This window comes from Rheinheimera sp. WS51, assembly GCF_050936095.1.
Classification (GTDB): Bacteria; Pseudomonadota; Gammaproteobacteria; order Enterobacterales; family Alteromonadaceae; genus Alishewanella.
The window spans coordinates 201,747-225,993 of sequence record NZ_JBOTRC010000001.1; the positions used below are offsets into that span (position 1 = coordinate 201,747).

The 24,247-nt window shown below is 42.5% G+C and carries 29 protein-coding genes; 20 read left to right on the plus strand and 9 right to left on the minus strand.

The genetic code is table 11. The annotated features are described in order from the left end of the window. Positions 1-4: 4 nt before the first annotated feature. The 8 genes from ACRCA4_RS00970 to ACRCA4_RS01005 are packed head-to-tail and all read right to left on the minus strand — an operon-like array spanning position 5 to position 6,014. Entirely contained in the window at positions 5-541 is a 537-nt protein-coding gene (locus tag ACRCA4_RS00970) for a DUF3833 domain-containing protein (RefSeq protein WP_433182873.1), read from the minus strand. Next, on the minus strand, positions 538-1,068 hold the full coding sequence (locus ACRCA4_RS00975) for a chalcone isomerase family protein (protein WP_433182876.1): 531 nt from the start codon (positions 1,066-1,068) through the stop codon (positions 538-540). Before ACRCA4_RS00975 ends, ACRCA4_RS00970 begins: the two co-directional genes overlap by 4 nt. After that, the gene (locus tag ACRCA4_RS00980; RefSeq protein ID WP_433182879.1) at positions 1,061-1,564 is read right to left on the minus strand and encodes a DUF2878 domain-containing protein; all 504 of its coding nucleotides are present in this window, start codon (positions 1,562-1,564) and stop codon (positions 1,061-1,063) included. The genes ACRCA4_RS00975 and ACRCA4_RS00980 overlap by 8 nt, the downstream gene beginning before the upstream one ends. Further along, the gene (locus tag ACRCA4_RS00985; protein WP_433182882.1) at positions 1,564-2,829 is read right to left on the minus strand and encodes a class I SAM-dependent methyltransferase; all 1,266 of its coding nucleotides are present in this window, start codon (positions 2,827-2,829) and stop codon (positions 1,564-1,566) included. The genes ACRCA4_RS00980 and ACRCA4_RS00985 overlap by 1 nt, the downstream gene beginning before the upstream one ends. 26 nt (positions 2,830-2,855) lie before the next feature. Next, positions 2,856-3,584: a DUF1365 domain-containing protein gene (locus ACRCA4_RS00990; RefSeq protein ID WP_433182885.1), complete on the minus strand. Its 729-nt coding sequence runs from the start codon at positions 3,582-3,584 to the stop codon at positions 2,856-2,858. After that, positions 3,584-4,849 (minus strand): NAD(P)/FAD-dependent oxidoreductase, encoded by a 1,266-nt coding sequence (locus tag ACRCA4_RS00995; protein ID WP_433182887.1) that lies wholly within the window; start codon positions 4,847-4,849, stop codon positions 3,584-3,586. Before ACRCA4_RS00995 ends, ACRCA4_RS00990 begins: the two co-directional genes overlap by 1 nt. 17 nt (positions 4,850-4,866) lie before the next feature. After that, positions 4,867-5,580, minus strand: a complete 714-nt coding sequence (locus ACRCA4_RS01000; protein WP_433182890.1) for an SDR family NAD(P)-dependent oxidoreductase — start codon at positions 5,578-5,580, stop codon at positions 4,867-4,869. Further along, positions 5,577-6,014, minus strand: coding sequence for a nuclear transport factor 2 family protein (locus ACRCA4_RS01005; protein ID WP_433182892.1), 438 nt, complete (start codon positions 6,012-6,014; stop codon positions 5,577-5,579). The genes ACRCA4_RS01000 and ACRCA4_RS01005 overlap by 4 nt, the downstream gene beginning before the upstream one ends. Positions 6,015-6,223: 209 nt before the next feature. On the opposite strand from ACRCA4_RS01005, the gene ACRCA4_RS01010 reads away from it, so the two are divergent. From ACRCA4_RS01010 to ACRCA4_RS01060, 11 genes are all read left to right on the plus strand, one after another. Further along, positions 6,224-6,808 carry an LON peptidase substrate-binding domain-containing protein gene (locus ACRCA4_RS01010; RefSeq protein WP_433184382.1) on the plus strand — a complete coding sequence of 195 codons (585 nt, stop codon included), beginning with the start codon at positions 6,224-6,226 and terminating at the stop codon, positions 6,806-6,808. A 42-nt stretch (positions 6,809-6,850) separates the two neighbouring features. Beyond that, positions 6,851-7,468: a sigma-70 family RNA polymerase sigma factor gene (locus ACRCA4_RS01015; RefSeq protein ID WP_433182895.1), complete on the plus strand. Its 618-nt coding sequence runs from the start codon at positions 6,851-6,853 to the stop codon at positions 7,466-7,468. Then, a complete protein-coding gene (locus ACRCA4_RS01020) occupies positions 7,465-8,130 on the plus strand; it encodes a ChrR family anti-sigma-E factor (RefSeq protein WP_433182898.1) in 666 nt (221 codons plus the stop codon). The genes ACRCA4_RS01015 and ACRCA4_RS01020 overlap by 4 nt, the downstream gene beginning before the upstream one ends. A 352-nt stretch (positions 8,131-8,482) precedes the next feature. Further along, positions 8,483-9,427: a hypothetical protein gene (locus ACRCA4_RS01025; RefSeq protein ID WP_433182901.1), complete on the plus strand. Its 945-nt coding sequence runs from the start codon at positions 8,483-8,485 to the stop codon at positions 9,425-9,427. A 357-nt stretch (positions 9,428-9,784) separates the two neighbouring features. Continuing rightward, complete coding sequence (locus ACRCA4_RS01030) at positions 9,785-10,798, plus strand: hypothetical protein (protein WP_433182904.1); 1,014 nt, start codon at positions 9,785-9,787, stop codon at positions 10,796-10,798. Then, positions 10,795-11,298: a hypothetical protein gene (locus tag ACRCA4_RS01035; RefSeq protein WP_433182907.1), complete on the plus strand. Its 504-nt coding sequence runs from the start codon at positions 10,795-10,797 to the stop codon at positions 11,296-11,298. The genes ACRCA4_RS01030 and ACRCA4_RS01035 overlap by 4 nt, the downstream gene beginning before the upstream one ends. Positions 11,299-11,546: 248 nt before the next feature. Next, a complete protein-coding gene (locus ACRCA4_RS01040) occupies positions 11,547-12,071 on the plus strand; it encodes a hypothetical protein (RefSeq protein WP_433182910.1) in 525 nt (174 codons plus the stop codon). Between the two features lie 145 nt (positions 12,072-12,216). Then, on the plus strand, positions 12,217-13,167 hold the full coding sequence (locus ACRCA4_RS01045) for a hypothetical protein (RefSeq protein ID WP_433182913.1): 951 nt from the start codon (positions 12,217-12,219) through the stop codon (positions 13,165-13,167). Positions 13,168-13,169: 2 nt separating this feature from the next. Beyond that, positions 13,170-13,856: a hypothetical protein gene (locus ACRCA4_RS01050; protein WP_433182916.1), complete on the plus strand. Its 687-nt coding sequence runs from the start codon at positions 13,170-13,172 to the stop codon at positions 13,854-13,856. A 122-nt stretch (positions 13,857-13,978) separates the two neighbouring features. Next, positions 13,979-14,293 (plus strand): hypothetical protein, encoded by a 315-nt coding sequence (locus ACRCA4_RS01055; RefSeq protein ID WP_433182918.1) that lies wholly within the window; start codon positions 13,979-13,981, stop codon positions 14,291-14,293. A 311-nt stretch (positions 14,294-14,604) separates the two neighbouring features. Then, the gene (locus tag ACRCA4_RS01060) at positions 14,605-14,895 is read left to right on the plus strand and encodes an RHS repeat-associated core domain-containing protein (protein ID WP_433184385.1); all 291 of its coding nucleotides are present in this window, start codon (positions 14,605-14,607) and stop codon (positions 14,893-14,895) included. Positions 14,896-14,935: 40 nt separating this feature from the next. Here ACRCA4_RS01060 and ACRCA4_RS01065 read toward each other — a convergent pair whose 3' ends face one another. Beyond that, positions 14,936-15,274 carry a Fic/DOC family N-terminal domain-containing protein gene (locus ACRCA4_RS01065; protein WP_433182921.1) on the minus strand — a complete coding sequence of 113 codons (339 nt, stop codon included), beginning with the start codon at positions 15,272-15,274 and terminating at the stop codon, positions 14,936-14,938. A 68-nt stretch (positions 15,275-15,342) separates the two neighbouring features. Here ACRCA4_RS01065 and ACRCA4_RS01070 point away from each other — a divergent pair, with 68 nt between their 5' ends. The 9 genes from ACRCA4_RS01070 (at position 15,343) to ACRCA4_RS01110 (ending at position 24,150) form a co-directional block, all read left to right on the plus strand. Next, positions 15,343-15,612: a hypothetical protein gene (locus ACRCA4_RS01070; RefSeq protein ID WP_433182924.1), complete on the plus strand. Its 270-nt coding sequence runs from the start codon at positions 15,343-15,345 to the stop codon at positions 15,610-15,612. Positions 15,613-16,009: 397 nt separating this feature from the next. Beyond that, positions 16,010-16,795 carry a DUF3427 domain-containing protein gene (locus ACRCA4_RS01075; RefSeq protein WP_433182926.1) on the plus strand — a complete coding sequence of 262 codons (786 nt, stop codon included), beginning with the start codon at positions 16,010-16,012 and terminating at the stop codon, positions 16,793-16,795. A 394-nt stretch (positions 16,796-17,189) separates the two neighbouring features. Further along, on the plus strand, positions 17,190-17,480 hold the full coding sequence (locus tag ACRCA4_RS01080; protein ID WP_009575812.1) for a helix-turn-helix domain-containing protein: 291 nt from the start codon (positions 17,190-17,192) through the stop codon (positions 17,478-17,480). Further along, the gene (locus ACRCA4_RS01085) at positions 17,470-18,819 is read left to right on the plus strand and encodes a type II toxin-antitoxin system HipA family toxin (protein ID WP_433182930.1); all 1,350 of its coding nucleotides are present in this window, start codon (positions 17,470-17,472) and stop codon (positions 18,817-18,819) included. Before ACRCA4_RS01080 ends, ACRCA4_RS01085 begins: the two co-directional genes overlap by 11 nt. An 18-nt stretch (positions 18,820-18,837) precedes the next feature. After that, positions 18,838-19,842 carry a YecA family protein gene (locus tag ACRCA4_RS01090; protein ID WP_433182932.1) on the plus strand — a complete coding sequence of 335 codons (1,005 nt, stop codon included), beginning with the start codon at positions 18,838-18,840 and terminating at the stop codon, positions 19,840-19,842. A 10-nt stretch (positions 19,843-19,852) separates the two neighbouring features. Further along, complete coding sequence (locus ACRCA4_RS01095; RefSeq protein WP_433182935.1) at positions 19,853-20,797, plus strand: hypothetical protein; 945 nt, start codon at positions 19,853-19,855, stop codon at positions 20,795-20,797. Positions 20,798-21,421: 624 nt separating this feature from the next. Continuing rightward, positions 21,422-21,727: a transcriptional regulator gene (locus tag ACRCA4_RS01100; protein ID WP_433182938.1), complete on the plus strand. Its 306-nt coding sequence runs from the start codon at positions 21,422-21,424 to the stop codon at positions 21,725-21,727. Then, entirely contained in the window at positions 21,724-22,974 is a 1,251-nt protein-coding gene (locus tag ACRCA4_RS01105) for a type II toxin-antitoxin system HipA family toxin (protein WP_433182941.1), read from the plus strand. Before ACRCA4_RS01100 ends, ACRCA4_RS01105 begins: the two co-directional genes overlap by 4 nt. Before the next feature lie 438 nt (positions 22,975-23,412). Continuing rightward, positions 23,413-24,150, plus strand: coding sequence for a DUF3427 domain-containing protein (locus ACRCA4_RS01110; RefSeq protein ID WP_433182944.1), 738 nt, complete (start codon positions 23,413-23,415; stop codon positions 24,148-24,150). The last annotated feature ends 97 nt before the right edge of the window (positions 24,151-24,247 follow it).

The following is a 24,247-nucleotide window of genomic DNA, read 5'->3' on the forward strand; positions in this document are numbered from 1 at the left end:
TACGCTAGTCAACAGGCTGTATTTGCTCTATATACAAGGTTAGTTCACCGACATAAAAACCAAAATAGGTCATTTTAGTACGGTTAAACATGCGTTTGTTATCTAGTAGATACATCCAGTCATCTAAGCTAATGTCGAGTTCACCATAATCAGTGGGCACGCTAAGCTGGTATTTCCAGTTCAAAGCATTACCGGCGGTAGTGCCTACCGCAGTGCCAATAACATCGCTAGCAGTACCGGTATAACGATTATCAGCCGTTTTAGTCAGATACCAGATACGCTGTTGTTTACGGCCGTCATCCCATATAAAGTCTTCTTCGAGTACACCGCTGTTGCCTTGCCAGCGGCCAACCATATTTACACTGAAGCGGCCAGTTATTTTACCTGAGCGATCTTGTACCATGCCATGGGCTCGTAGTTGGCCGTTAAAAAATTGTTCTAGTTTTAGTTCTGGGCTACTGTCTTTAAAATCGGTAATGCTGGCAGAACAGCCATTTAGCAAGACGACTAAAAATAGGAGTAGGGTGTAGTAGAATTTCATGGTTTTGTTCCAATTAGCTCATTGCGGTTTTTTGGGTAGCTGGAATGCTCACTTAACCAGATAGCTAAAAACTGTTTAGTAAACTGGGCACTGTTTATCGTACCGAGTAAACCGGTATTATTGTAAAAGTTAATAATCTTGCCATCAGGTGTGAACGCCAGTAAACAGTCACCTTTTTTAACGTCGGGCCATAACTGCTTTAACTGCTTAAGCCATTGCTGTTGTAACGCAGTATCGCTATAACCTAACTTCTGCCATTGTTTAGCTGTATTCTCAATTAGCTCTTCTGCTTGAATATCACGAAGATAGTGTAAGTTTAGTGCAACGGTTTCAGCGTCAGGGTAGCGTCCGGTATCTGTGTGTAATATGGCGTCGTATACTCGGAAAAATAATACTTTTAGTTGGCTTTTTCCCACTAGTTGCAGCTGGGATGTTAGCTGTGGTTGGCATTGCTTAACCTCTGCTTGGCTGACAAAAGGTAACAGCAAAGTGCAGCACATTAATAACATAATATTAACTTTATTCATGTTGTTGCCTGCTATTACCTACTGTATCTAGCAGCCGGACAAACAACAGCATAATTATCATCCAGACTAACGCATAGCCCCCTGCTAGTTGCCAGTAGCTAACGCTAGTACTGGCGGCACCAAAGCTCAAACCTGTTAAATAGGTAACAGGACCTAATACGATACCGGCGATTGCTGCTAGCCAGTATCGGCGATGCAATAGGCTACTTAATGATACAAAAGCCATAGCAACGAAACCTGCCCATAGCAGTATCAACCAATTGGGTAGCAGTTGATTACCGCTAAAGCTAATTTGGCTACTGCTAACCATCAGGCTCTCTGCTAGCAAGCCTGCAGCAGCTAATACCAACATGGCGTAACGACGAGGCCATAGGTGTTGCCAACCCGACACAAATAGCAATAAGGTTAAAATGCTGCTTAGCCAAAGCCAATCCTCACGGCCATAAACAGCACTAAACCATAGCGCATTAAATACCACAAAATGAAGCAAACGCATTAACAGCGCGCAACATTTTTCAGAGCCTGTTTCTGCTCAGGCTTAGTGGCAAGAATTTGCACCGCACTGACGCTACGTTCACGAAATCCACCTTCGCAATAGCACAAATAGTAGTTCCAAAAGCGCGAAAAACGTTCATCGTAACCCCAGATTTCCAGTTCATGGCGCTGGCGGTTAAAACGCTGACGCCAATCGGCTAAAGTGCGGGCGTAGTCTAGCCCTATATCATCGAGTTGACGTAATACCATATCGGTTTCGCTAGCAAGCAATTGCGTCATTAGACTAACCGAGGGTAAATAGCCTCCAGGGAAAACGACCTGCTGAATAAAGTCAACATCGCGCTCATAACGGGCAACACGTTGGTCGGCAATGGTAATTGCTTGTAACACCATACGACCATTAGATTTTAACAATTGTCCGCAGCGAGAAAAAAATTCCGGCAACCAGCTTTTACCTACCGCTTCAATCATTTCAATTGAAACCAATTTGTCGTACTGACCTTGTAAATCACGGTAATCTTCGGTCAGTAGTGTTATTTGTTTTGTTAGCCCTAGTTTGGCAACTTTATCACTAGCATATTGATACTGGGCTTGAGAAATTGTCGTTGTTGTAACCTTACACCCATAGTGTTGAGCGGCATATATGGCGAGTCCACCCCAACCGGTGCCAATTTCTAGCAAATGATCACTAGGTTGTAAGTCTAGCAGTTGGCATAGCCGCTCCAACTTATGTTGCTGTGCTTGCTCTAGCGTTGCTTCGTCTGTTGGGTAAACCGCGCTAGAGTATTGCATACGGCTGTCAAGAAACCGAGTGTATAACTCATTGCCAAGATCGTAATGACTAAGAATATTTTGCCGCGCTTTATGTTTTGAATTACGTTTAGCAAAAAATGCCAGTTTCTGCACAGGCCAACTAAGCCAGCTAAAGCGGGTAGCAATTTTATCCATTGCTGTAAGGTTCACTGCAAACAAACGGATAACGGCCAGCAAGTCCGGGGTGTGCCAGTCACCATCAACATAGGACTCCCCAGCACCAATATCACCTTGAAACAAAAAACGCTGATACATGCGTAAATTAATGACGTCTATATGGGCTTTTAACGCTGAGTTTTTATCGCCATACTCGCCAACAATATGGCTATTCTCAGTCAGGATTAAGTAGCCGTGACGCAATGCGGTAAGTGCTTTTAACGCCAGTTTTCGGCTCCATTTTTCCGTTAAACCGGCATCAGCTACCGTGGTAATTACGCGTTCTTGTTCAGACATAATGTGGCATTCCTGTTAATTAATCTTTATTGTTTCCGACTATATAGCGGCACTTTTTTGATTAGTAGCTTCATGGCTTGCCAGTAAATACCAGCAACAATTTTCAGGCTCATCAGCGGATGTGTTTTTAATACGTGATAAATTGCTTTTTGGTTCAGTGGTTGGCGTTTAAGTGCCATAGTAGCGTCAAAAACACATTGTTCACGATGTGCCTCTATGTGCACCAAGGCGCGTTGTTCTGGTGCTCGAATATGCCATTTGTAGTGCATATCCATAGGGTTAAACGGTGACACAAAAAAAGCTTTTAACGTGTCAGCTTGTTCTGATAGATCAACTAAATAGTAATGGCGTTCATTCCAAGGAGTATTACTAACTTCTGCCAGCATATGGCTAAAAATACCGGCTGAATTTTGAATGAAATAACAATTGATAGGGCTGAAAAACAGGCCAAAACAACGCAGATTGCCTAAAAAAAATACCCTACCACTGAGTGTTTTTCCGTTCAGTTGACTACTGGTATCCAGTACCGCTTGCTGCAATGTGGTGGCGTTAGCCCATTTCCCAGGCAAATAATCAGTGCTGTTAAAGCGTAGAATGGCGCGGTTAGGGCCAGTGCTGAACAGCCGGCTTAAACCATTAAGCTGCTCAAGCTCATCAAGCGCTATCCACCATTGCATTACACTGTATTCAAAACGATGTATTTTTGGTGTAAAACGACGGTGGCGTACTTGACCGAAATACAGTGCGCTGTCCATTAGTCTGCCTCCGGTACCTTGGGGGCTAAATTAAAACGCGCCGCCACATCAAAAGCACTGCGCACCCCATCTTCGTGAAAACCGTTGTACCAGTAGGCACCAACAAAATGGCTATTATTATGACCACAAATTTGCTGGCGCTGAGCACGCGCAGCCATTGACGGCAATGAATACATCGGATGATAGTAAGTAAAACGACGCAAAATATGCTCAGGGTTAATTAAATCAGTGTTATTTAGTGTGACACAGTAGGTTTTATTACTATTTAACCCCTGCAATATATTCATATTGTAAGTTACAGAGCTTTGCTTGTGTTGCTTCTGTTCGCCAAGCGGCAGTAAGTAGTTCCAGCTGGCCCAGGCAGCTTTATTTTTAGGTAGTAATGAAATGTCGGTATGTAACACCACATCATTTGCTTGATAGCCAATCGCCCCAAGAACATTTTTTTCAGCATCGGTTGGGTCTGACAATATGGCCAATGCTTGATCGCTATGACAGGCAAAAATAACCTGATCAAATTGTTGCTCACCCTTGCTTGTTGTTAAGGTTATGCCCTGTAAATGGCGCTTTACCTGTAAAACCGGGGTGTTAAGGTGAATTCGCTCTGCGAACGATTGCGTTAATGGCCCAATATACTGTTTTGAACCGCCTTTGATAACAGCCCATTGTGGTCGATCATTAATGTTTAATAGACCGTGGTTCATAAAAAAACGCAAAAAGAAGCCCAGCGGAAAATTAGCCGCGTCTTTCAGGCTGACACTCCAAATTGCGGCGCACATGGGGTATAGATAATTATCCATAAACAAGCTGCCAACACCCGTTTGAGCAACAAATTGCGCTAGCGTTTTATTATCAAGTGCAGTGTCTTTTTTAACTAGCTCAGCTTTGGCTAGTTTATTAAATCGTACAATATCATTAAGCAAACGATAAAAAGACGGGCGCAGCAGGTTACGTTTTTGCGCAAACAGTGTAGCAAGATTACGGCCATTATATTCCAAGCCAGTGTCGGGATTTTGCACACTAAAACTCATTTCAGTATCTTGCCAAGTTACACCTATTTCACGCATTAAATGCCGAAATCTTGGATAGTTACGATCGTTAAAGACGATAAAGCCTGTGTCGATAGCTAAGTCATCTACGTTAACGGTTGCGGTATGGCCACCGATATAATTGTTGGCTTCAAATACATCTACTTGATGCTCGCGGCTTAACAGATATGCGCTGGTTAACCCGGCGATACCACTACCTATTACTGCAATTTTCATTGAAAATCTTACTCCGTTTAGTTTTTTAATTTATCAGCAATACGGCGCTGTATAGCGTCAGGCAGCAGGTGTAACAAACGTAATAGCCAACCAAACAGTCGCGGGAAATAGATGCTTTGTTTGCCAACAGCCAATTGTTTTTGTATTGCTTGTGATGCCTCGGCCACGCTGATACGCGTTGGCATAGCAAAATCGTTGGCGTCGGTCATAGGCGTTTTAACAAACCCAGGTGAAACAGTAACAACATTAATACCACGCGGCGTTAAATCGGTTGCTAGTGAAGAGGCAAAATAGTGTATTGCGGCTTTGCTGGCGCCATAGGCTTGGGCTCGGCTAAAGGGTAATAAACGACTCATGCTATCTATAAACACTAGCTTGCTACCAGCTTGCATCTGCGGTAGCAAGGGCTGGGCGCAATTGAGCATGCCAAAAAAGTTAACTGCAAATACACGTTGCACTAGCTCAAGGTCAAACTGTTGAGCATCGTCGATGTATTCACACACACCAGCGCTTAATATCACCAGATCTAACACAGGCAAACCGGTTAAAAGCTCACGGCACTGCGCCGCATTGCTTACATCAAAGCAAAGTGTTGTAACATTGTTGCTAGCCATAATATCTAGCTGTTGTTGATTGCGGCCACAGGCCCAAATTTGATGTCCGGCAACGGCATAATCTGTTACTAATTGCTGGCCAATACCCGAGGTCGCGCCGGTGATAAGAATATTCATGCCAGTGTTAGCCTTTGTTTTACTTTATGGGTTACCCAACCGAGTAGGGGTATATGTTCATATAGCATAGCTCCCATATCGTAGTAGTCGGTATGGTGTTGAATTTTTCCATCTTGTTGCAGTACCAAGTAGCTAACACCGGGTACAGTTACCTCTTGGCCATTATTTAGCTTAGGATGGGCAAACTGCATGTGCCAATTAAGATAAATTTGCTGGCCACTTATTAGTTCATGCTGAAACACAAAATGGCAATATTTTACGTTTTCTAACGTATGGCTAAAGTATCGCTGTAGTTTGCTAATACCTTGCACCTTTTGAATAGGATCAGCAAAGCTAACATTGTCAGCGTACAACTGCGGTAACATCGACAGCTTGTCTGTCGTCATTGGCTGGTAAAACTGTTTTAGCTGCATTAGCAATTCAGTATTCGTCATCTTTATTCCTATTTTGTGCCTATTTTTTTGTGACCATGCTTGCTAGATGTTCGGTTAATATCGACAGATTTTTAGGCTGAAAATACGTGTCTAATCAGGTGTCGTTATTAGGATTACGCAATCTTTTCTAAATTAGATCAATTATTGCGATCCAAATTTAATTTTGCTGCGTAATCATAGAAACTACTTTAAAACAGGACAGCAAAGTGATGAAAGCCGATGAACCGATCACGCTTGCTCTTTTTCCGCTAACGGTGCACGTGTTGCCCGGAGGCCGTTTACAGCTGCGAATTTTTGAGCCGCGTTATATCCGCATGGTAAAAGAAGCTTTTTCGTTACAAGCAGATTTTGGTATTTGCATGCTTAATCCTGACGGCAATGAACAGCATAATACCCATATTTTACCGCTGGGTACGTTAGTGAAAATTGTTGATTTTGAGCAACTTGAAAACAATATGCTGGGCATTACTGTAGAAGGTATTCAGCTGTTCGAGATATTGCAGATAGCCACCGCTGCCGACGGTTTGCGCACCGGTAAAGTACAACTTCGGCCTAATTGGCAATATAGCCCATTGCAAACGCAAGACCTGATATTAAAACAACGTTTATCTGAAGTGTTTGATACCTACCCCGAGCTGGCTCAGTTGTACCCAGATAAACAGTTACAGGATGAAAGCTGGATCTGTCAGCGTTGGCTAGAAATATTGCCGTTAGAGCCAGAAAAAAAGCAGCAATTGCTGTTAGAGCCACAACTGTTGGCACTGAAACAGTTTATCCTTCAACTGCTGGACTAACAGCCGTTTTCTCTTTCAGAACGAAGCAAAGACGATTAAACTATGATGCATACTGTATTTGAAAAAGTGCAACGCCGCCCTGTGAACTATACCAGTCAACCGCCTGTATCAGGCGACTTTGCTAACATGTTGCTTAAAATTGCCGATCAACGTTGCCGGCACTCTTTTAGCATCTTGTTTAATTACTATGCTCCACGTTTATTATCCTATGGTTTGCGTCACTTAGGTAATGAGCAACTGGCTGCTGACTTAGTGCAGGAGACGATGACAAATGTTTGGCACAAAGCGCGTTTGTTTAACGTAGAAAAAGGTGAGCCAGACATGTGGATTTTCACCATAGCCCGTAATATCCGTTATGACGTGTTGCGGCGTAATCGGCATCGACAAAACGACCTTAGTGCCGACGATTTATGGCCCATACTAACCGAGCAAGGCGAAATGCCAGAATCTGCAGATACGCTGGAAAATGATATTTTGTTGCAGCAACTCAGCCGCTATTGTCAATTATTGCCTGAAGCGCAGCGTAAGGTTATCGAGCCTTTATATATTGAAGGAAAATCGCAGCAGCAAGTATCTGACGAATTAGGCATTCCGCTGGGTACGGTAAAATCGCGCACCCGTTTGGCACTGATTAAGTTAAAAGAGTTGATTGATAAATGATTCATTCTCATCCGACACAAGCTATGTTGCACAATTATATCTGCGGCGATTTATCAGCCGCTGCGGCACTGGTCGTGACAGCCCATCTTGAGTTTTGCTCACACTGTCAAGGTTGTGCTGCGAGACTAGAAGATCAGCAAGCAAGCAAAGAGTTAGCGCAAATAGCGCCAATAACGCATATCAATATGCAACAAATGCTTGAATCAATTATAGACTCAGAGCCGCTACCTCAGTTACAGCCTATAGCAAAAGAGTCACCAGAGTTATTGCTAGAAAACAGGCGTTTTAAATTACCCTCAGTACTGGCCAGACAACAACATAGAATTAAACCCTGGAGCAAAATGCCGGGCAAGCTATGGAAAGCGGGCATAGAGCTGGGAACAACAGAAAATATGAGTCTAATTTATCTCGACAGCCATACCGCTATACCTGAGCACACCCACAAAGGTACTGAGTTGCAACTGGTTTTGCACGGCAGCTTTAGTGATGAGTTTGGCAGTTACAGCGATGGTGATTTAATCTTACTTGATGGCAGTCATCGTCATACCCCCAAAACGAATGATGAAGACTGCCTTATTCTAGCTGTGCTTGACGCTCCACTGCACTTTACCTCAGGGATCAGCCGTTTACTCAACCCCTTTAGTGCATTGTTTTTTCGTTGAGTGTGAACTCTAACATTTGCTTATTTAAGTTGTTACATTAAATAAATAGCATTAGCTATATTTTTAGTGCCGTATCTTATTTAGGAAATTTGACTATATGATACTAGCTGTTTTATTCAAAATTAGTCAGTGGCAATTGCACAGATTTAGCCTTGTGCTTTTTGTTTGTAGCCTGTGGTTATATTCGCCTTATACTTTTTGCGCTAATGACAACACTTTCTCGATAGCGTTTTTATCACAAAGTGAGCGTACTCAGCTGCAAGCGTTACTTGCTGAACATAAAGATGATATAACAATCGTACCCTTTGCAGAGCAAACGGTATCAGAGAATTTAATCAATATAGGCAGTTGGTTGCTAACAAAAGGTTATGCTACTTTAGGTCAAAAGGTGCTAAACCAAGCATTGCGATATGCCGAGAGTTATTCTGATGCAGAGCTAGGATATATATATAATTTATTAGCCAATACAGCAGAAAGTAACCTACCTCAAGCTATTAATTGGTATGAAAAGGCTATTGAATTAGGTAATTTATCGGCTTGTGTAAATTTAGGCGTGTTTTACGAAAAACAACAGCAGTACGACAATGCCGCGAACATTTATAACAAGTGCACAATGGCAGTTGATCAAGTAGACATTGTTGATAAAGAAACCGTTGCATTGGCTTATTTAAATTTAGGCTCTCTTTATTACAACGGTGTACTCAATAAAGATAATAAACATGATCAGCAAGTAGCTGGAAAACTTTGGCAAGCTTCCTATGAATTAAATCCTTATGATCTAGATATCCACTACAACCTTGCTATTTATAATCGTTATGTTTTAAAAAACTTTACACAAGCACGCTATCATTTAACTGTGTGTGCATGGAGCCTTACTGAATGTTTAGCTGGGTTAAATGATTATAAATTAGCAGCTTTGTCGAGTGAACAACAACACCTACTAGATTTACTTAAGGCTCAAGGCGCAAAAAAAGAGCATATATTATCCGATAGAGCTAAATATTGGTTACCTGAATTAGCCTATCTCAATTTTAGAATGCCTTATGGCGAAATGAATACGATTACCAATGAAGATGAGATCATAGGTATTAAAATTAGTTTTACAAATGCGCATTCGCAAAAAGCAATTGCAACGATCAATAGGCTTGTTTTCGTTGATATGTTTAGTGAGATAAACGCATTAACTTACTCATGGTCAATTGCATTAAAACCCCGACAAATGGAATATTTAGGCCAGAAAATTAAATTAGAAGCCAAATCTGGGCAATGGATATATCAGATACTATTTAAGGAATGAAATTGCACAAAGTCTCAAATGTATTTTTATGTATTGCTTTATTTGTATGCTTACAAGTATTTAAGCCGATAGTTTTTATGGAAATATACCGTTACGTCTTCAGTTTTGACCCTCACCTTTATAGTAATTGGCAACTGTATAAGATGGTTTGGTTTACTATTACAAAGGGTAGTTTAGCAGCAAAAGTTACTTTACCTTTTTTACTAGCTGAAGTGCTTTGGGTTTTAATACCAATAGGTGTTTATCAGCTATTGCGAGATAAAAGCGTTGTTAAACGCTAATTAGCAACTCGCAGAAATTAATGCAATGGTTAGGTTTCATGAGCTGGTCTTGCTTTTTCTTTAGCTTTCATTTTTTGTGCAGCAGCCAAATAATATTCAAAACGTTAACCGCTATAGTTATGTACTGAATAACCCGCTGAATAAAACCGACCCATCGGGCTACTTCTTCCAGATGTTGGTTGTGTGGGCAGTGCAGTATGTCGCCGCTGCAACCGCCACAACAGCGATAGGTGCTGCACTAAGTGCTGCACTAACAGCTTATAGTTACTACGGCTATGCCCAAATGGCGATAGGTGCAGTAAAAGCCATAGAAGGCGGCGGCACCGCCATGGCCAACTTCGCCGGTGGCATGGCGAAAGGGTTTGCCAAAGGAGCGATATTCCAAGCTGTTATGGGGGATGCGTCAGAGCTTGGTGCAGCGCATGCGGCAGAACGCAGTGGCGGTGCTGCAGGCAAGACCGCAGCGAAGCCTGTTCAAAGTGCTCAAGGCTCTACTGAAACTGATGGGCACAGTCATACTGCAAGTGGTCAGAGCTCTTCGGCGGCAGGTGGATATAATCAAACCTCTTCGTTAGTTGATTCGGATGGTTGGCAGTATGCTGGTGGCGCTGATGGCGGGCTCAATCATGGGCGTTATGTTACTGTGGGACAAAGACTTCCGCAGAGTAATTTTTTGTTAGATTTTGCTGCCGGACTCGCGGATAACTATACGTGGGGTTTATCAGAGGACTATACGTCAGCTAATAGCAATGTTAATAAAGGTTCTTCAGCCTACCAGCTCGGCAATCTAATTGGTCTTAAAGGTGCAGGAAAGGCTGTATCGCGTAAAGTAACGAATGAAGTACGAAAAAGAACATTTAAGGATGCTCAGGAATTAGTCAAAAAGAAGCGTGGGCCAAAAGGAATTTCCCGCATTTATGAACCCGAGCAAAGTGTTATAGGTTCTCAGTGGGAGGCGCATGTGGGTGGCCGAGGTAGTCCAGCTTTGAAGCAAGATGGAACATGGAAGCATGTTAAGTCTGGTCAGAATCCACCTAAGCTACCTAGAAGGACGGTGGAATGGCTTCGAGAAAGTGGTTGGAATATATGAGTGCTATTAATTATTTGTCGAAGTTAGATGAGATTTTACTTGAGGAAGGGTTAACAGATTTTTCTTGGATTGAAAACCTAACAGATTACCAGAGCTATGCAGTTTTTGAATCTAAGGAAGCTTGTTCATTTTTTGATTCGGTTCCTAGAGATTTGTTGCTTGAATTCTTTTTATATGGGGTTATAAAGGTAATGGACGGTGCAAAAGACTATGTGGTTTCAAATCATAGTTGTAATGGTTTTTTTGTGGCTATCCATTTTGATAGTTTAATTCTCAACCCCAAGGTTGTAATAGATCCTAAAGCTGGTGGTAGCTTTATTAATGATTTTAGATTGCAGCGAGATGGCTTTGAGATCATTTCAGATGTTGATGAATTTTTAAAGGAAGTTGGGAGGTATGATATTCTTGCTGGAGCTTTTGTTCGTGGTGAGCTTCATCAAATTTGGCTAGGTTATGCCGATAATAAAAATATTAAAGGTATCTCGAAATATTTAAGTTAAAGTTGGTGTCATCACTTATTTATAGTAAATGGTGGTAGCGAGAAATTAAACCAGATTGTTTCTGGTGGGGTATGTTCGCATCCGCGCCATGATTGAAGTAGGGCTGGTGTGCTTGATATGTAAATGAAAATGTTTGCGTCATAGTGACATTAAGTTCTATCTAGTTATCAATCCTTGGCTGACAGCTAACCCATGAAGTTATTCGAATAAACAGCATCATGCAGTGTGTGGAAATATAAAGGACGTTTATGAAAAACAACATAATAATAGTACTGGCTTTGTTGGTGCTGCAAGCCTGTAGCGCTGTGCCAGTTTATACGCCTGGCCAGCCGTTGAAATCGAACGAAGGCTTGCTGTTAGTCAACTTCCATATTTCCGGTAATATTGCACGCGCTAATTTTTTACCAGAATTGAAGTTGCCGCATTCATTTGTAATAGATGCACCCGGAGCATTGGTGCTGCGCCCGGTAAAAGCAGGCACCTACCGGTTTAACGATGTTCTGTATATGCAGGGTGTTAAATTTTTACAACCTGATATTGAATGTATGGGTGAATTTACTGTACAGCCTGGCGTGGTAAATTATATTGGCGATATTTACTTTCATGCCGGTGGTAGCAAAGAATATATCATTTTCTCAAGCCACGCTTACCAATTACAGTTAATTGATAACCTTGACAGCACACTGAAGCTGGCAGGTAAACAATATCCGCAGTTGCAGCAGGATTACAAAGTGGAAAACCAGCTTATCGGTCCTTTTACTTGTGGTGACTGACCGTCTATTACGAAAGGTGATACGGGGTCAAGTCTTGCCTTTTGCCTATTATTCAGCGACTAAGTAGCGCAAAAGCCCAAGGAAAGTCTGGCCCCATAGTCCCTCAGCAGCATGAGCCTGCACGGGTTCATCGGCCGACCCTTTTGTGCAGCAGCCGAATAATATTCAAAACTTTAACCGCTATAGTTATGTACTGAACAACCCACTAAATAAAACCGATCCGTCGGGCTACTTCTTCCAGATGTTGGTGGTATGGGCAGTGCAGTATGTCGCCGCTGCAACCGCCACAACAGCGATAGGTGCTGCACTAAGTGCTGCACTAACAGCTTATAGTTACTACGGCTATGCCCAAATGGCGATAGGTGCAGTAAAAGCCATAGAAGGCGGCGGCACGGCCATGGCCAACTTTGCCGGGGGGATGGCGAAAGGCTATGCCAAAGGGGCGATATTTAATACGGTTATGGCTGGTGCATCTTATCTGGCATCTGGTGCAGGACAGCAACCAGCAGGCGAGGTTGAAGGTGAACAAGGTAGCGATACTACTGATGGACACAAGAAGCTCAAAGTCGACGGTGATGAACCGAAATACAATGGGTACAGAAAGACCCAACACGATTTAAAAATGGTAAACGGCAAACTAACTGGTACATTGCGATGGTTATGTAATGGTTCTAGTCAGGAATGCAGTTCCGCCATCTCAGAAATGAATGAGCTTGTAAGCGAAAATGCTGATTTCTTAGATATAAAAAACGAATTAAGTGATGGGACAGGTAAAGCTATTCGACTCAATTTCGCAAAAGAAATACCCAGTGCAGGCAGAGGTCAAACTGGTGGGTACTTTGATGAAGCAAACAATGAGCTTCGTTTATCTCGGAGAGTCTTAAATGATAATAATTTTAGCCGGATTATGAAACATGAATTTGGCCATGCGCTAGGTTTAGATCATATGGGTAATGTAACAAATAATTTTATGAGTTACAGTCAGCTAGGTCCTGATGGAAACCCAAGCAATGTTAAGTATCAGCTAACTAATTACCAAAAAGAAAGTATTGCGAACGCATATAAAGAAAAAAGCTTTTGGGAGAGGTTATGGTAACAATGAGATTATTAATCTTGCTTATAACAATGCTCTTCGCTAGAGGAGCTCATTCAGCAATTGTCGAGTGTGACAGAGTGGAAAGTTCTTTAGGTGGTTTTAAGTTTTATAATTTTAAATTTAATTATGAATTTAATAATATTCGTTTTGTTAATAAGTGTGGTAGTGGTTATGTTGTCGGTGATATTGTAAATTTTCCTGGTGGGTTGAATGTAGAGGCGAATTTTGATTTTACGAGTGATGCTGATGGGTATGTTTTGCATGATATCGATGGATTTAGTATTTGCTTGCACCAGGGGGATTGTGAAAATTCTATTCATGTGGATAAATCAATTTTTGAAAGGTATGGTGAATATTTTGTAGTTGACATGTATAGGGTTGTTAAGGAAGCTTACCTTAATGATGGTGTGGGCCTTATTGGGATGTTTTCTCCCGGTATGTCTGGTGTTTGGCTTTATTTTAATAAAGACTACCGAGTAATGATTGATAGTTTAAAAAAGCTTTTGTCTAAAGATATATATCATCTTAGTTTGGCTGAAAAAGAAGTTTATGACGAGAGTGGAGCTGTTCTAGCGGTGTATTTGTCTTTAGGGATTTATGTTGAAGGACGCATTTATTTTGTTTATTTCAGTGTGAGTGGTAGTGACTTTGATCCCATTTTCGAGAAGTTCAGTGTTGCAATAGTTTGAATAAACGAATAAACGAATAAACGAATAAATGGATAAATGGATAAATGGATAAATGGAGCCAGGTCAAAATTAAATAACTATCTAAGTTTGATAAGATAAAAGAATAAAAAATTAGAGCGGTTTTGACTGCTTTGATTATGTTAATTTATTGCAGTGTGCAAACTGATACGACTGCCAAGATTGATAAAATACTAATGTATGAAGGCGGCAACCTGGTTTATATCTACCCGGTGGGTGGCGTGCAAAATAAACCGGCTTGTCATGGCTCTAACGGTGATTATTTATCATTTAGCATGGCCCGGCCAATGGCGAAAGACTATTTAAGCGTGTTGATGATGGCATTTGCCATGCAGAAAACGGTGAGTTTTAGAACCTACCGGGATTGTGTGGACCAGCCAATGTCGGACACTATCAACTGGTTTACGGTAATAAACTGAATGTGATTTATTCGTTTCATAGTAAATGAAACGGCGTTGCTCTTTAACAAACAGAACATAGCAGAACCACCGATACCTTATATATTGGCGGCTTATACGAGCGGGTAAGCTTACCCACAGCCGTTACCGAGCATAAGTTTTATGTTGGCAATGCGGTAATTACCAAGCGTAGCAATAACGCGCATGACGAATATTACCTGCACAAAGATGGCCAGGGCTCTACCACCAGCATAACGAACAAAGATGGGGCGCTGCGTCAGCAGTTTATCTATGATCCCTGGGGCAAGCAGTACAGCGTAAGCAGCAACAGCCTGTTTACCACTTACAGCAACCCGGGTGACAGTAAAGGTTATACCGGCCATAAGATGATTAACGACTTTGACGTTATTCATATGGGCGGCCGTACCTATAACCCGACACTCGGCTGTTTTATGCAAGCCGACCCTTTTGTACAGCAGCCAAATAATATTCAAAACGTTAACCGTTATAGTTATGTACTGAATAACCCGCTAAATAAAACCGACCCGTTGAGCTATTTTTTTCAAACGCAGAGATTGCATACGCTATATACAGCCAAGGTGGAGTTTCGGCAAAAGAAGTAACTTCGCTTACTGTTGATGCAGTATATTCAGGTCTATCTTTTTACGCTCTAAATGCGTTGATACTATTACTGTCTTTTGTTATTAACGTCATCAATCGTGGGTGTAAAAAGAATTTTTCCTTACCGGAATTTATTTCTGCATCCATTTCGGAGTGTTTTAATGTACTGTATACTTCAAATAGCAGTCGCTGTGCAAAGCGGCTTACTTTCAAGCTGCATATGGCCTTGATATAACGCTGTTCTGTAGCGTAAAGCTTCTTTTGTTGCATGATCAGCGCCTTTATCTTCAAGCCATACTGAAAAAGCTTATCGGTAGTGGTGTCAATATTTTCAATTTCTGAACTGTCTTTTGCTTCTCGCAAATGCAATAAGTTATTCACAAACTCAGTACACCCAGCACGTCAGGAGCGGATTTTTCGCTTGCCCGAAGTAAAGGCCAAAACAGGCTTTGGTCGCAGCACCAATCCCGTTACCTGCCTGCGAGATAAATAACAACGTGCCAACATTACCGGCTGGTTTTGCCTATAACGCGCAAAACTGGCAGGTGATGCAAACGGCAGTGCAAGAAGTGCAGCATGTGATGGAACAAACACATATGGAGGTGTTTGGTGTCAGTATTGCACAGCGGAAGCCTAGTGAGCTGGCGCGCAGGCAACAGGCATTAAAGTTGGGTATTTATGACTACTTTGACGAGCCGGCATTTAATAGGTTGCAGTGATAGTAGTTATTACATATTGCAAACAAAATCAGCTTACACTAAAGTCGGTACAATTCGCTTGTTGTAGTTAAGGATAACTAAGTTGAAAGATAAGGAAAAAATTGCTGTTTTCATCGATGCTGATAATGCCCCAGCATGCAGCTGGCGCTTTTGTGAGCACTTGAAGCAGCTAATTAAACTCAGCTATTTCAGTGCAATTTCCTACAGCAGCCTGCACTTAAGCGCAACCTATCTAATTTAGGCCTAAGCATTAAAGCTTGCTAAATCAGCTTTAGGCTAATTTGATTCTATAGTCTTCGCAGTTGATCTTTTTAGGTTCATTTGAGTTAATGAGTTTTAAAGGAAAACGGTTACTGCTTAATGCAACTTATGCAAAAGATTAACTTAAAGGGAACTTATGCAACAAATTGGAATTTATGAACAGCTTATTACTCAGCTGGTTGCTTCTAGATTAAATTCTCAAAAGTTCTATGTAGGTGATAGGGCGCTAGAGCCTGCAGAAGCATCAGTTTGGTTATCACGATTTTTAAGTAACATCCTAGAGTATGCTATCGCTTCTATTCCAACAGGTGACAATCAGCTACAAGCACAAATTGAGTTGGCTAATCAGCTTTTGTTGTGGCTTAAGGCCCAGTTAAATGAAGTGCTTAGCTTATTAGTTAATCGAATTCATCACGAGCAGCTTAGGTTAGAAATCTTAGCACTTAATCCATTAAAGGTTCATGCGCGTTATACCAGAGGGCAAATACTAGCCGGTTTTGCTGCAACAACTTTTGTTTATCAAAAGCCAGCTCGTGAAGGAGTTTTGGTGATTGAAGAACAAAATATAGAACTACTTTTTGTTACATTAAATAAGAATGAAAAGCAGTTTTCACCAACAACTATGTATCATGATTACGCCATAAATGAGCGGTTATTTCATTGGCAATCACAGAATAGTGCAAGGCCAGATCGAGGCAAAGGTTTAAGTTATATTCAGCACAAACAAACAGGTAAAAGAGTATTTTTATTCGTTCGCGAACAAGCTAAAGATGAATATGGCAATACTATGGGGTTTGTTAATTTTGGTGAGGTGGAATACATATCACACCATGGCAGTCAGCCGATGAGTATAACTTGGCAACTTAAAACGCCTATACCGAATTTTATGTGGCAACAAGCAGCTAAATTGGCAATTGGCTGATATAAAACGAGATGGGATCGTTAACATAAAATTAATGTGCTACGACCCCATATTAGGTGTTACTCCACGTTTTGAATCTGCTCATTGAGCAGCGGACTAGATCCTAACAAACTCAATGATTTACCGAAAAGAAACCGTTCAAAAATGCCTGTTTGCCCACCAAACTGCCCACCACTTGCCTATGGCTTTTACTAAATCTTAGTGGTGCTTCTTGGCTAAAACTACGGAAAAACAGTGCCGTTTTTATGCTGCTGTTAGAGCTAAAACATAGCAGTTTTGAAGGGCTTTATCGAGTAATTTTTTCAACACCTCATTTAATAATGGATACAATAATATCCACTTTCTATTTTATTTGACTATAATGGATATAACTGTATCCACTTGGTCTGTGCGGATGAAATTTACCTTACTTGATGATACCGATGTAAGCCAAGCCTATGCGGCTTATTTACGCGAGTTACGAAAGCAGGCAAAGCTGTCACGAGCGGCGCTTGCTGAGCGCAGCTGTGTGCCTGCGGCCACCATTAAGAAGTTTGAGTTAACTGGGCAAATTTCATTTCGCCAATTGCTGTTGCTTTGGCAAACACTTGATTCGCTAGAGAGGCTTTATCAGCTCACACAACCTAGCAAAGAGCGCGCTGCTGTACCCGCGAGTATTGATGAGGTGCTAAAAGATGAGTTTTAAACCCATTCAAAAACTCGCCGTAACTCGAACGCTAAGCTCAGGTGAGCAGGTTGCTGTAGGGATCTTGGCGCAGAATCGGCAAGGCGTTTTTTTTCAATATGCAGACAGCTATTTGCAGCAGTTTGGCAATTTATCTCCTTTTACCTTGCATGCGAACGCGCAAGTTCAAGTCGCTCCTAAAGCGCCGCACCAAGGTGTACATGGCGTATTTGGAGATTGTTTGCCCGATGGCTGGGGCATGCTGTTACAAGATCGTATTTTCCGGCAAAAGGGCATACTGCCTAATCAATTAACGGCGATGGATAGACTGGCCTTTGTCGGTGATAAAGGCATGGGAGCATTGTCTTTTTCTCCGGTGTCTGAGTTTTCAGCCACCACGCACGCGGATATTGATTTAGCGACGTTAGGCTTAGAAGCACAAACGCTGTTCGATTCTTCGATGTCAGATTATATGGATGATAATCACGATGAGTTAGATGGGCATACGCAACAGGTGTTGGCCGCATTAGTCGCCGGAGGTAGTTCGGGTGGGGCAAGGCCTAAGGCACAAATTTATATGCCTGCTGGGGAAGCTCAGCATTGTCGAACCTTCGCTCAGCTTGGAGATGAGGCTTGGTTGGTGAAGTTTACCTCTAAAAATCTCGCGCTCGGCCATGAAGAAGGTTTGTGTGAGGCGGTTTATTTACAAATGGCAAAACTTGCTAAGTGTCAACCGCCGCAATGGCAACTCATTGAAGCACCACCTACAAGCGGTGCGTCTGCTTGGTTGGCGCTTAAGCGTTTTGATTATGTCACTGAACGGGCCAACTTAGACAGAAAGCGGAGTGCAGGTCGGTTGCATATGCACAGCGCTTGCGGGCTGCTGGATGCAGACTTTCGAACGCCAAGTTTAGATTACATTGATTTAATTAAAGCCAGTCGCCAGTTGTGTAAATCGCCAGCCGCCGGACAGCTGCAATTTCGCCGCGCAATGTTTAACCTGCTGTCGTCTTACCAAGACGACCACAGTAAAAACTGGGCGTTTTTGCAAGCGGATGACGGTCAATGGGATCCTGCCCCTTTTTACGATGTTACCTATAGCCCACATCCATTCAACGAACACGCCACTACTTTCGCAGGTTATGGTAAAGCGCCACCGCTTAAAGTGATGCAAAAACTTGCTACCAGCGCTGGCTTTGCGAATTGGAATGATGCAAGGCAAGTCATTGAAGAAGTCGCAGAAGCCATCAGCCAATTTACGTATCTGGCACGGCAGCAAGGTATCAGTAAAACAACAGTGTCTGCGATTGCTAAGACATTGGATCAGCGCAAACAGGAAAATGCAGCGCTTTTTCTATAACAATAAGAAGGAGTAATAATGAAGCTCGGCCGAAATGATCCCTGCCATTGTGGCAGTGGTAAAAAATTTAAACGTTGTTGTATGAGCAGCGTTTCCAAGCAACATGCCCAAGTTTTCGATGATGTTGAAACCATGCTGGCAATGAACCCAAATTTGAGCCTTGATGAACTCAACGCTGCTTTACAACACAAAGCGCAAGATCGCAATAATCAGCCTCATCCCGATTTTTGTGGCATGACGCCAACGCAAATGGCCAATTGGCTTTATGCGCCTTTTGATCAATTACAGTGGGTGACAATCAGCACTCCCGACTCTCTTTCTGCCAGCCCTGTGATGCGTTATCTAGCGCTCATTCTTGATGAGGCCATGGCGCAAGAAGGCTCCTTCAAAGCCACAACTAAAGGCAACTTACCGACTAAATTAGTCAAACAGGCCAGTGAGTTATTGCCTGAGTTTGCCGTTGCTCAATTCGAACGTAATATAAGCATCAGCGAGTTTGCCGGCAGCAACGAAGACAAATTCAATGCCTTGCACTATACCCGCGTGCTGGCCGAAATTAGTGGCATTATTTATCGACGAAGCGGTCGCTACCATGTAAAAAAATCAGCGCAAAAGCAGTATCAGGTGCTAGGTGTGCAAGCATTTTTTGCACCTATGTTAGAAGCCGCCGTCAGCAAATATAACTGGGGCTATTTAGACGGTTTTGAGTTTGATGCCGACTTGCGAACCTTTTGGCTGTTTATGCTGTGGCGTATTCAAAGCCACAGTAGTGTAGATCTGCTGGTTGAAGAGGTGAAAGTGGCTTTCCCAGATTTACTACAGGGTTTCCCAGCAGATGATTACTTCTCGCCGGAAAGAAACTTAAGCATACTCATCGAATCACGGTTTATTGAGCGATTTTTACAGTTTTGGGGATTTGTGACCCTTGATCCAAGAAGTTTTTTAAACACGGAATCTGTTGGTAGGACGGTACAGGTACTGCCTTTATTGAAACAAACTTTTCAATTCACAATAAATACATAACAAGGTCATCGTGAGCGAATATCAATACTATAAATTTGAGCGTCTGGATGGGTATTTAGATGCTAAAGCACGTCAAGCACTCCGATCAATTTCAAGCCGTGCCGAGATCAGCGCTACGTCCTTTGAGGTGTATTACAACTACGGCGACCTAAAGGCAGACCCTTTTAAGCTGATGTTAAAATACTTTGATATCGGTTTTTACTATGCTGATTGGGGCTCAATCGATGTCTACATCAAGCTACCAGCAGGAACGCTCCCTGAAGCTTTACTTGGCTTTTCAAGTGATGGGCTTCATGTTCACGAAAACGATGAGTGGCAGTTGCTGATTTTTTCCCTTGAGGAGTATGACGAATATTTTGACGATGAGCATGCCGACCAATTTTTCCAGCATTTAGCTGGGTTACGCAGCGGGTTAATGCAAGGGGATTGGCGCCTTGTGTACTTCATGTGGCTTAAAGCGTTTGATTTTAATGATGACGTTGAACGAGTGCCGTTAGTTCAATTCGATTTTGAGCACCTCAGTGAAGAGGAGCAGGCGTTTGCAGCGCTGTATGATATTCCTTTAGCATTGGTTAAGGCTCTGTCCATGGTGCTGAAGGAGCAACCCGGCCATCAAGCCAAACAAGCCCAGTTTCAGTTTGATACGTGGCTAAACAATCTCACGGAAGTTGAGAAAGACACGCTATTACGCGCACTGTTTGAGCAAGGCCAGTTAACCCGTCACCAAGCTTTAGCGCTGACGCGAAAAGAACCTGTCAACACAGACGAGAACTATCAATACTGGTTAACCCCCGAGGTAATTTCCCCTTTCATTGAGCAAGCCCAAGGCCAATTACAGCAAGAGCAAGCCGCAGCACTCGCAAAAAAATTAGCCATCGAAAAAGCAGAAAAAGAAAAAGCGTTGACGGATGTTTACAATCGGCGTGAGCACTACTGGCAGCAAGCACAAGAGTAAGCGGATCGCACTTGCGCCAGTGGTTACGATGCGGCATTACGCTATTTGCATCAGCTGTGTGAGGCCTATCAGTTCAAAGCGGATGAAGCGGCGTTTGAACAATGCTTTAAGCGCTTTGTAGTGGCGAATAATAGCCGTAAAGCACTGTTAAATCGGTTGAGTGATTTGCTTAAACGAGGAAGCTATAGGTCGGCCAAATGACGTGAGTAAAAAATATCATTCAGTTTTGATTGGTTGAAAGCTGGAATCTTCGTTCAGGTATACAAATTGTTACCTATGAAGTCACTGTGTGTAAACCTCTAACTGCTGAATTTCCCCGTTCGGTAAAACGCATAGAGGAGTACTTAACTTGCATTGCACACTTTTACGCGCAGAAAAGTGCAGAGTTTTACATTTTTATGCGCCGAAAAGTGTAGTTTGGTGGCCTTTGGCATTCAGGGATCCACATCATCGCCTTGGCCAACGCGCAAGCTAAACCTAAAGGTGGGATATAAATCCAATTATATTGAGTAAAGTGGGAATATAGTCCCACATGTAAGCTGTTGGAGTTGCTTGGGATTCCAAGTTGGACTATATTCCCATTAACGGTTAAATAGTGGGAATATAGTCCCTTTGGTTGGTGATATGGCTAAGCGTGGCTTACACAATGTATTGTTTCCAAAGCAGCGCAAAATCCTGACGCAGTTTGGTGAAGACTTGCTGTTGGCGATGAAACGACGTGGTTTTACAAAAAAGCTACTGTGTGAACGTACTGGTTTTGATCATAAAACCGTGAATAAAGTCTTCGCCGGTGATCCGGGCGTTGCCATAGGCACTTACTTAAAAGTGATGGCTGTTCTTGGCATGGAAAGCAACTTTGCAGAAATGGCCGCTCATGATGAAGTGGGTATCAAGCTGCAAAACATAAAATTGCTGGAAGGTTCAAAATGAGCCGTGAAATCGTCGAAGTCTATGCCGACTGGCAGCCAATTGAAGCGCCTTTGCTAATTGGGCTGCTAGCTTACAGTGATTCAAGCCGAGGTGGCGTATTTAGTTTTGCCTACGATAAAGCATTTTTAACCTCAGCCTATCGCTTGCAAATTGATCCAATCCTAACGCTTCACTCCGGTGAACTCTACAACGATGAAGCCGATAAAAACTTTCGTGCATTTCTCGATTCATCGCCTGATAGGTGGGGACGTATTTTAATGCAGCGGCGTGCAGCCATTGAAGCGCGCAAAGGCATTCGAGCAACAAGTCGATTAAACGAATTGGATTACTTGTTGGGCGTGCACGACTCTTACCGGATGGGTGGCATTCGATTTAAGCGAGCAGGCTCGAATGCTTTTTTGGACGCCAATTCTGAATTTGCTGCGCCGCCAATAGCTTCTTTGCGAGAACTAGAGCACGCAGCAATGCAGATTGAAAAAGACGATAATATCGACAGTGACGAGTATTATCGCTGGTTGAAAATGTTGATTTCTCCAGGTTCATCATTAGGTGGTGCAAGGCCCAAGGCTTGTGTCACAGATGAACAAGGCCACTTGTGGATTGCTAAGTTTCCCAATTTAAACGATACCCATGACGTGGGGGCGTGGGAGATGGCCTGTTATGAATTGGCGTTGGCAGCAGGTGTTGACATGTTTCCAAGTGAGATCAGGCAGTTTTCGTCACAGCACCATACCTTTTTAACCAAACGGTTTGACCGCGACGGTGAAAAGCGGCTGCATTTTTCATCGGCCATGACACAGCTTCAATACTATGATGGTGAACAATCTCAAGGTGCTAGCTACTTAGAGATTGCTGAATTTATTTCCAATTGTGGTGCACAAACCACAGCCGATTTAGCTCAGTTATGGCGACGTATCGTGTTTAATATTGCGGTGTCTAACACGGATGATCATCTGCGTAACCATGGATTTTTATTAACAAAAAATGGCTGGAAGTTATCACCGGCTTATGATTTAAACCCGATAGTGGGTAAGCATGGCCTGCATCTGAATATAACCGATGCAGACAACACTTTAGACTACCAATTAGCCTTTGACGTAAAAGACTTCTTCCGACTTTCGCAAACCCAAGCCACGCAAATTTACGATGAAGTATTAATTGCGGTTAAGCAATGGCAAACCGTTGCTAAGCGGCTAGGAATCAGCCGAGCGGAGCAAGCCATGAAACAATCAGCGTTTAACGTTTAATGAGTCAGTGAAACTATATTTTCATTTTTAATCAGATAAAGAAGTTTTAGTTTCACTTTATGCTTTGCCTCATACTCCATGTGTTTTAACACTTCGCTCATCCGTTGGGCACCTGGGGCAGCTTGGGCAAAGCCTTAGTTCACGCCACTTAGGCACACACTAACCCTGCCCACAGAGCATTTATTGTTTTGGGCACTATCTACAAACTGGGGCAAGTAGCTACCTGTACCCTCAGAAAGCTGCACGATCTGGGCATTTATCTACCTACTGCGTCCGTTTAACTCTTTAATACTAGTGGGGACAAACGCCTAAGAGAACTTAACAGAACAGTGAGGAAGCAAACGATGAACCCAACTACACAATCACCCACAAACTCAGTGCACCCTGCGCGTCAGCAGCGGATTTTGCGCTTGCCCGAGGTAAAGGCCAAAACAGGCTTTGGCCGCAGCACCAATCCCGTTACCTGCCTGCGAGATAAATAACAACGTGCCAACATTACCGGCTGGTTTTGCCTATAACGCGCAAAACTGGCTGGTGATGCAAACGGCAGTGCAAGAAGTGCAGCATGTGATGGAACAAACACAAATTGAGTTGGCTAATCAGCTTTTGTTGTGGCTTAAGACCCAGTTAAATGAAGTGCTTAGCTTATTAGTTAATCGAATTCATCACGAGCAGCTTAGGTTAGAAAACTTAGCACTTAATCCATTAAAGGTTCATGCGCGTTATACCAGAGGGCAAATACTAGCCGGTTTTGCTGCAACAACTTTTGTTTATCAAAAGCCAGCTCGTGAAGGAGTTTTGGTGATTGAAGAACAAAATATAGAACTACTTTTTGTTACATTAAATAAGAATGAAAAGCAGTTTTCACCAACAACTATGTATCATGATTACGCCATAAATGAGCGGTTATTTCATTGGCAATCACAGAATAGTGCAAGGCCAGATCGAGGCAAAGGTTTAAGTTATATTCAGCACAAACAAACAGGTAAAAGAGTATTTTTATTCGTTCGCGAACAAGCTAAAGATGAATATGGCAATACTATGGGGTTTGTTAATTTTGGTGAGGTGGAATACATATCACACCATGGCAGTCAGCCGATGAGTATAACTTGGCAACTTAAAACGCCTATCCCGAATTTTATGTGGCAACAAGCAGCTAAATTGGCAATAGGCTGATATAAGACGAGATGGGATCGTTAACATAAAATTAATGTGCTACGACCCCATATTAGGTGTTATTCCACGTTTTGGATTGTTTCACTTATCTTATTTC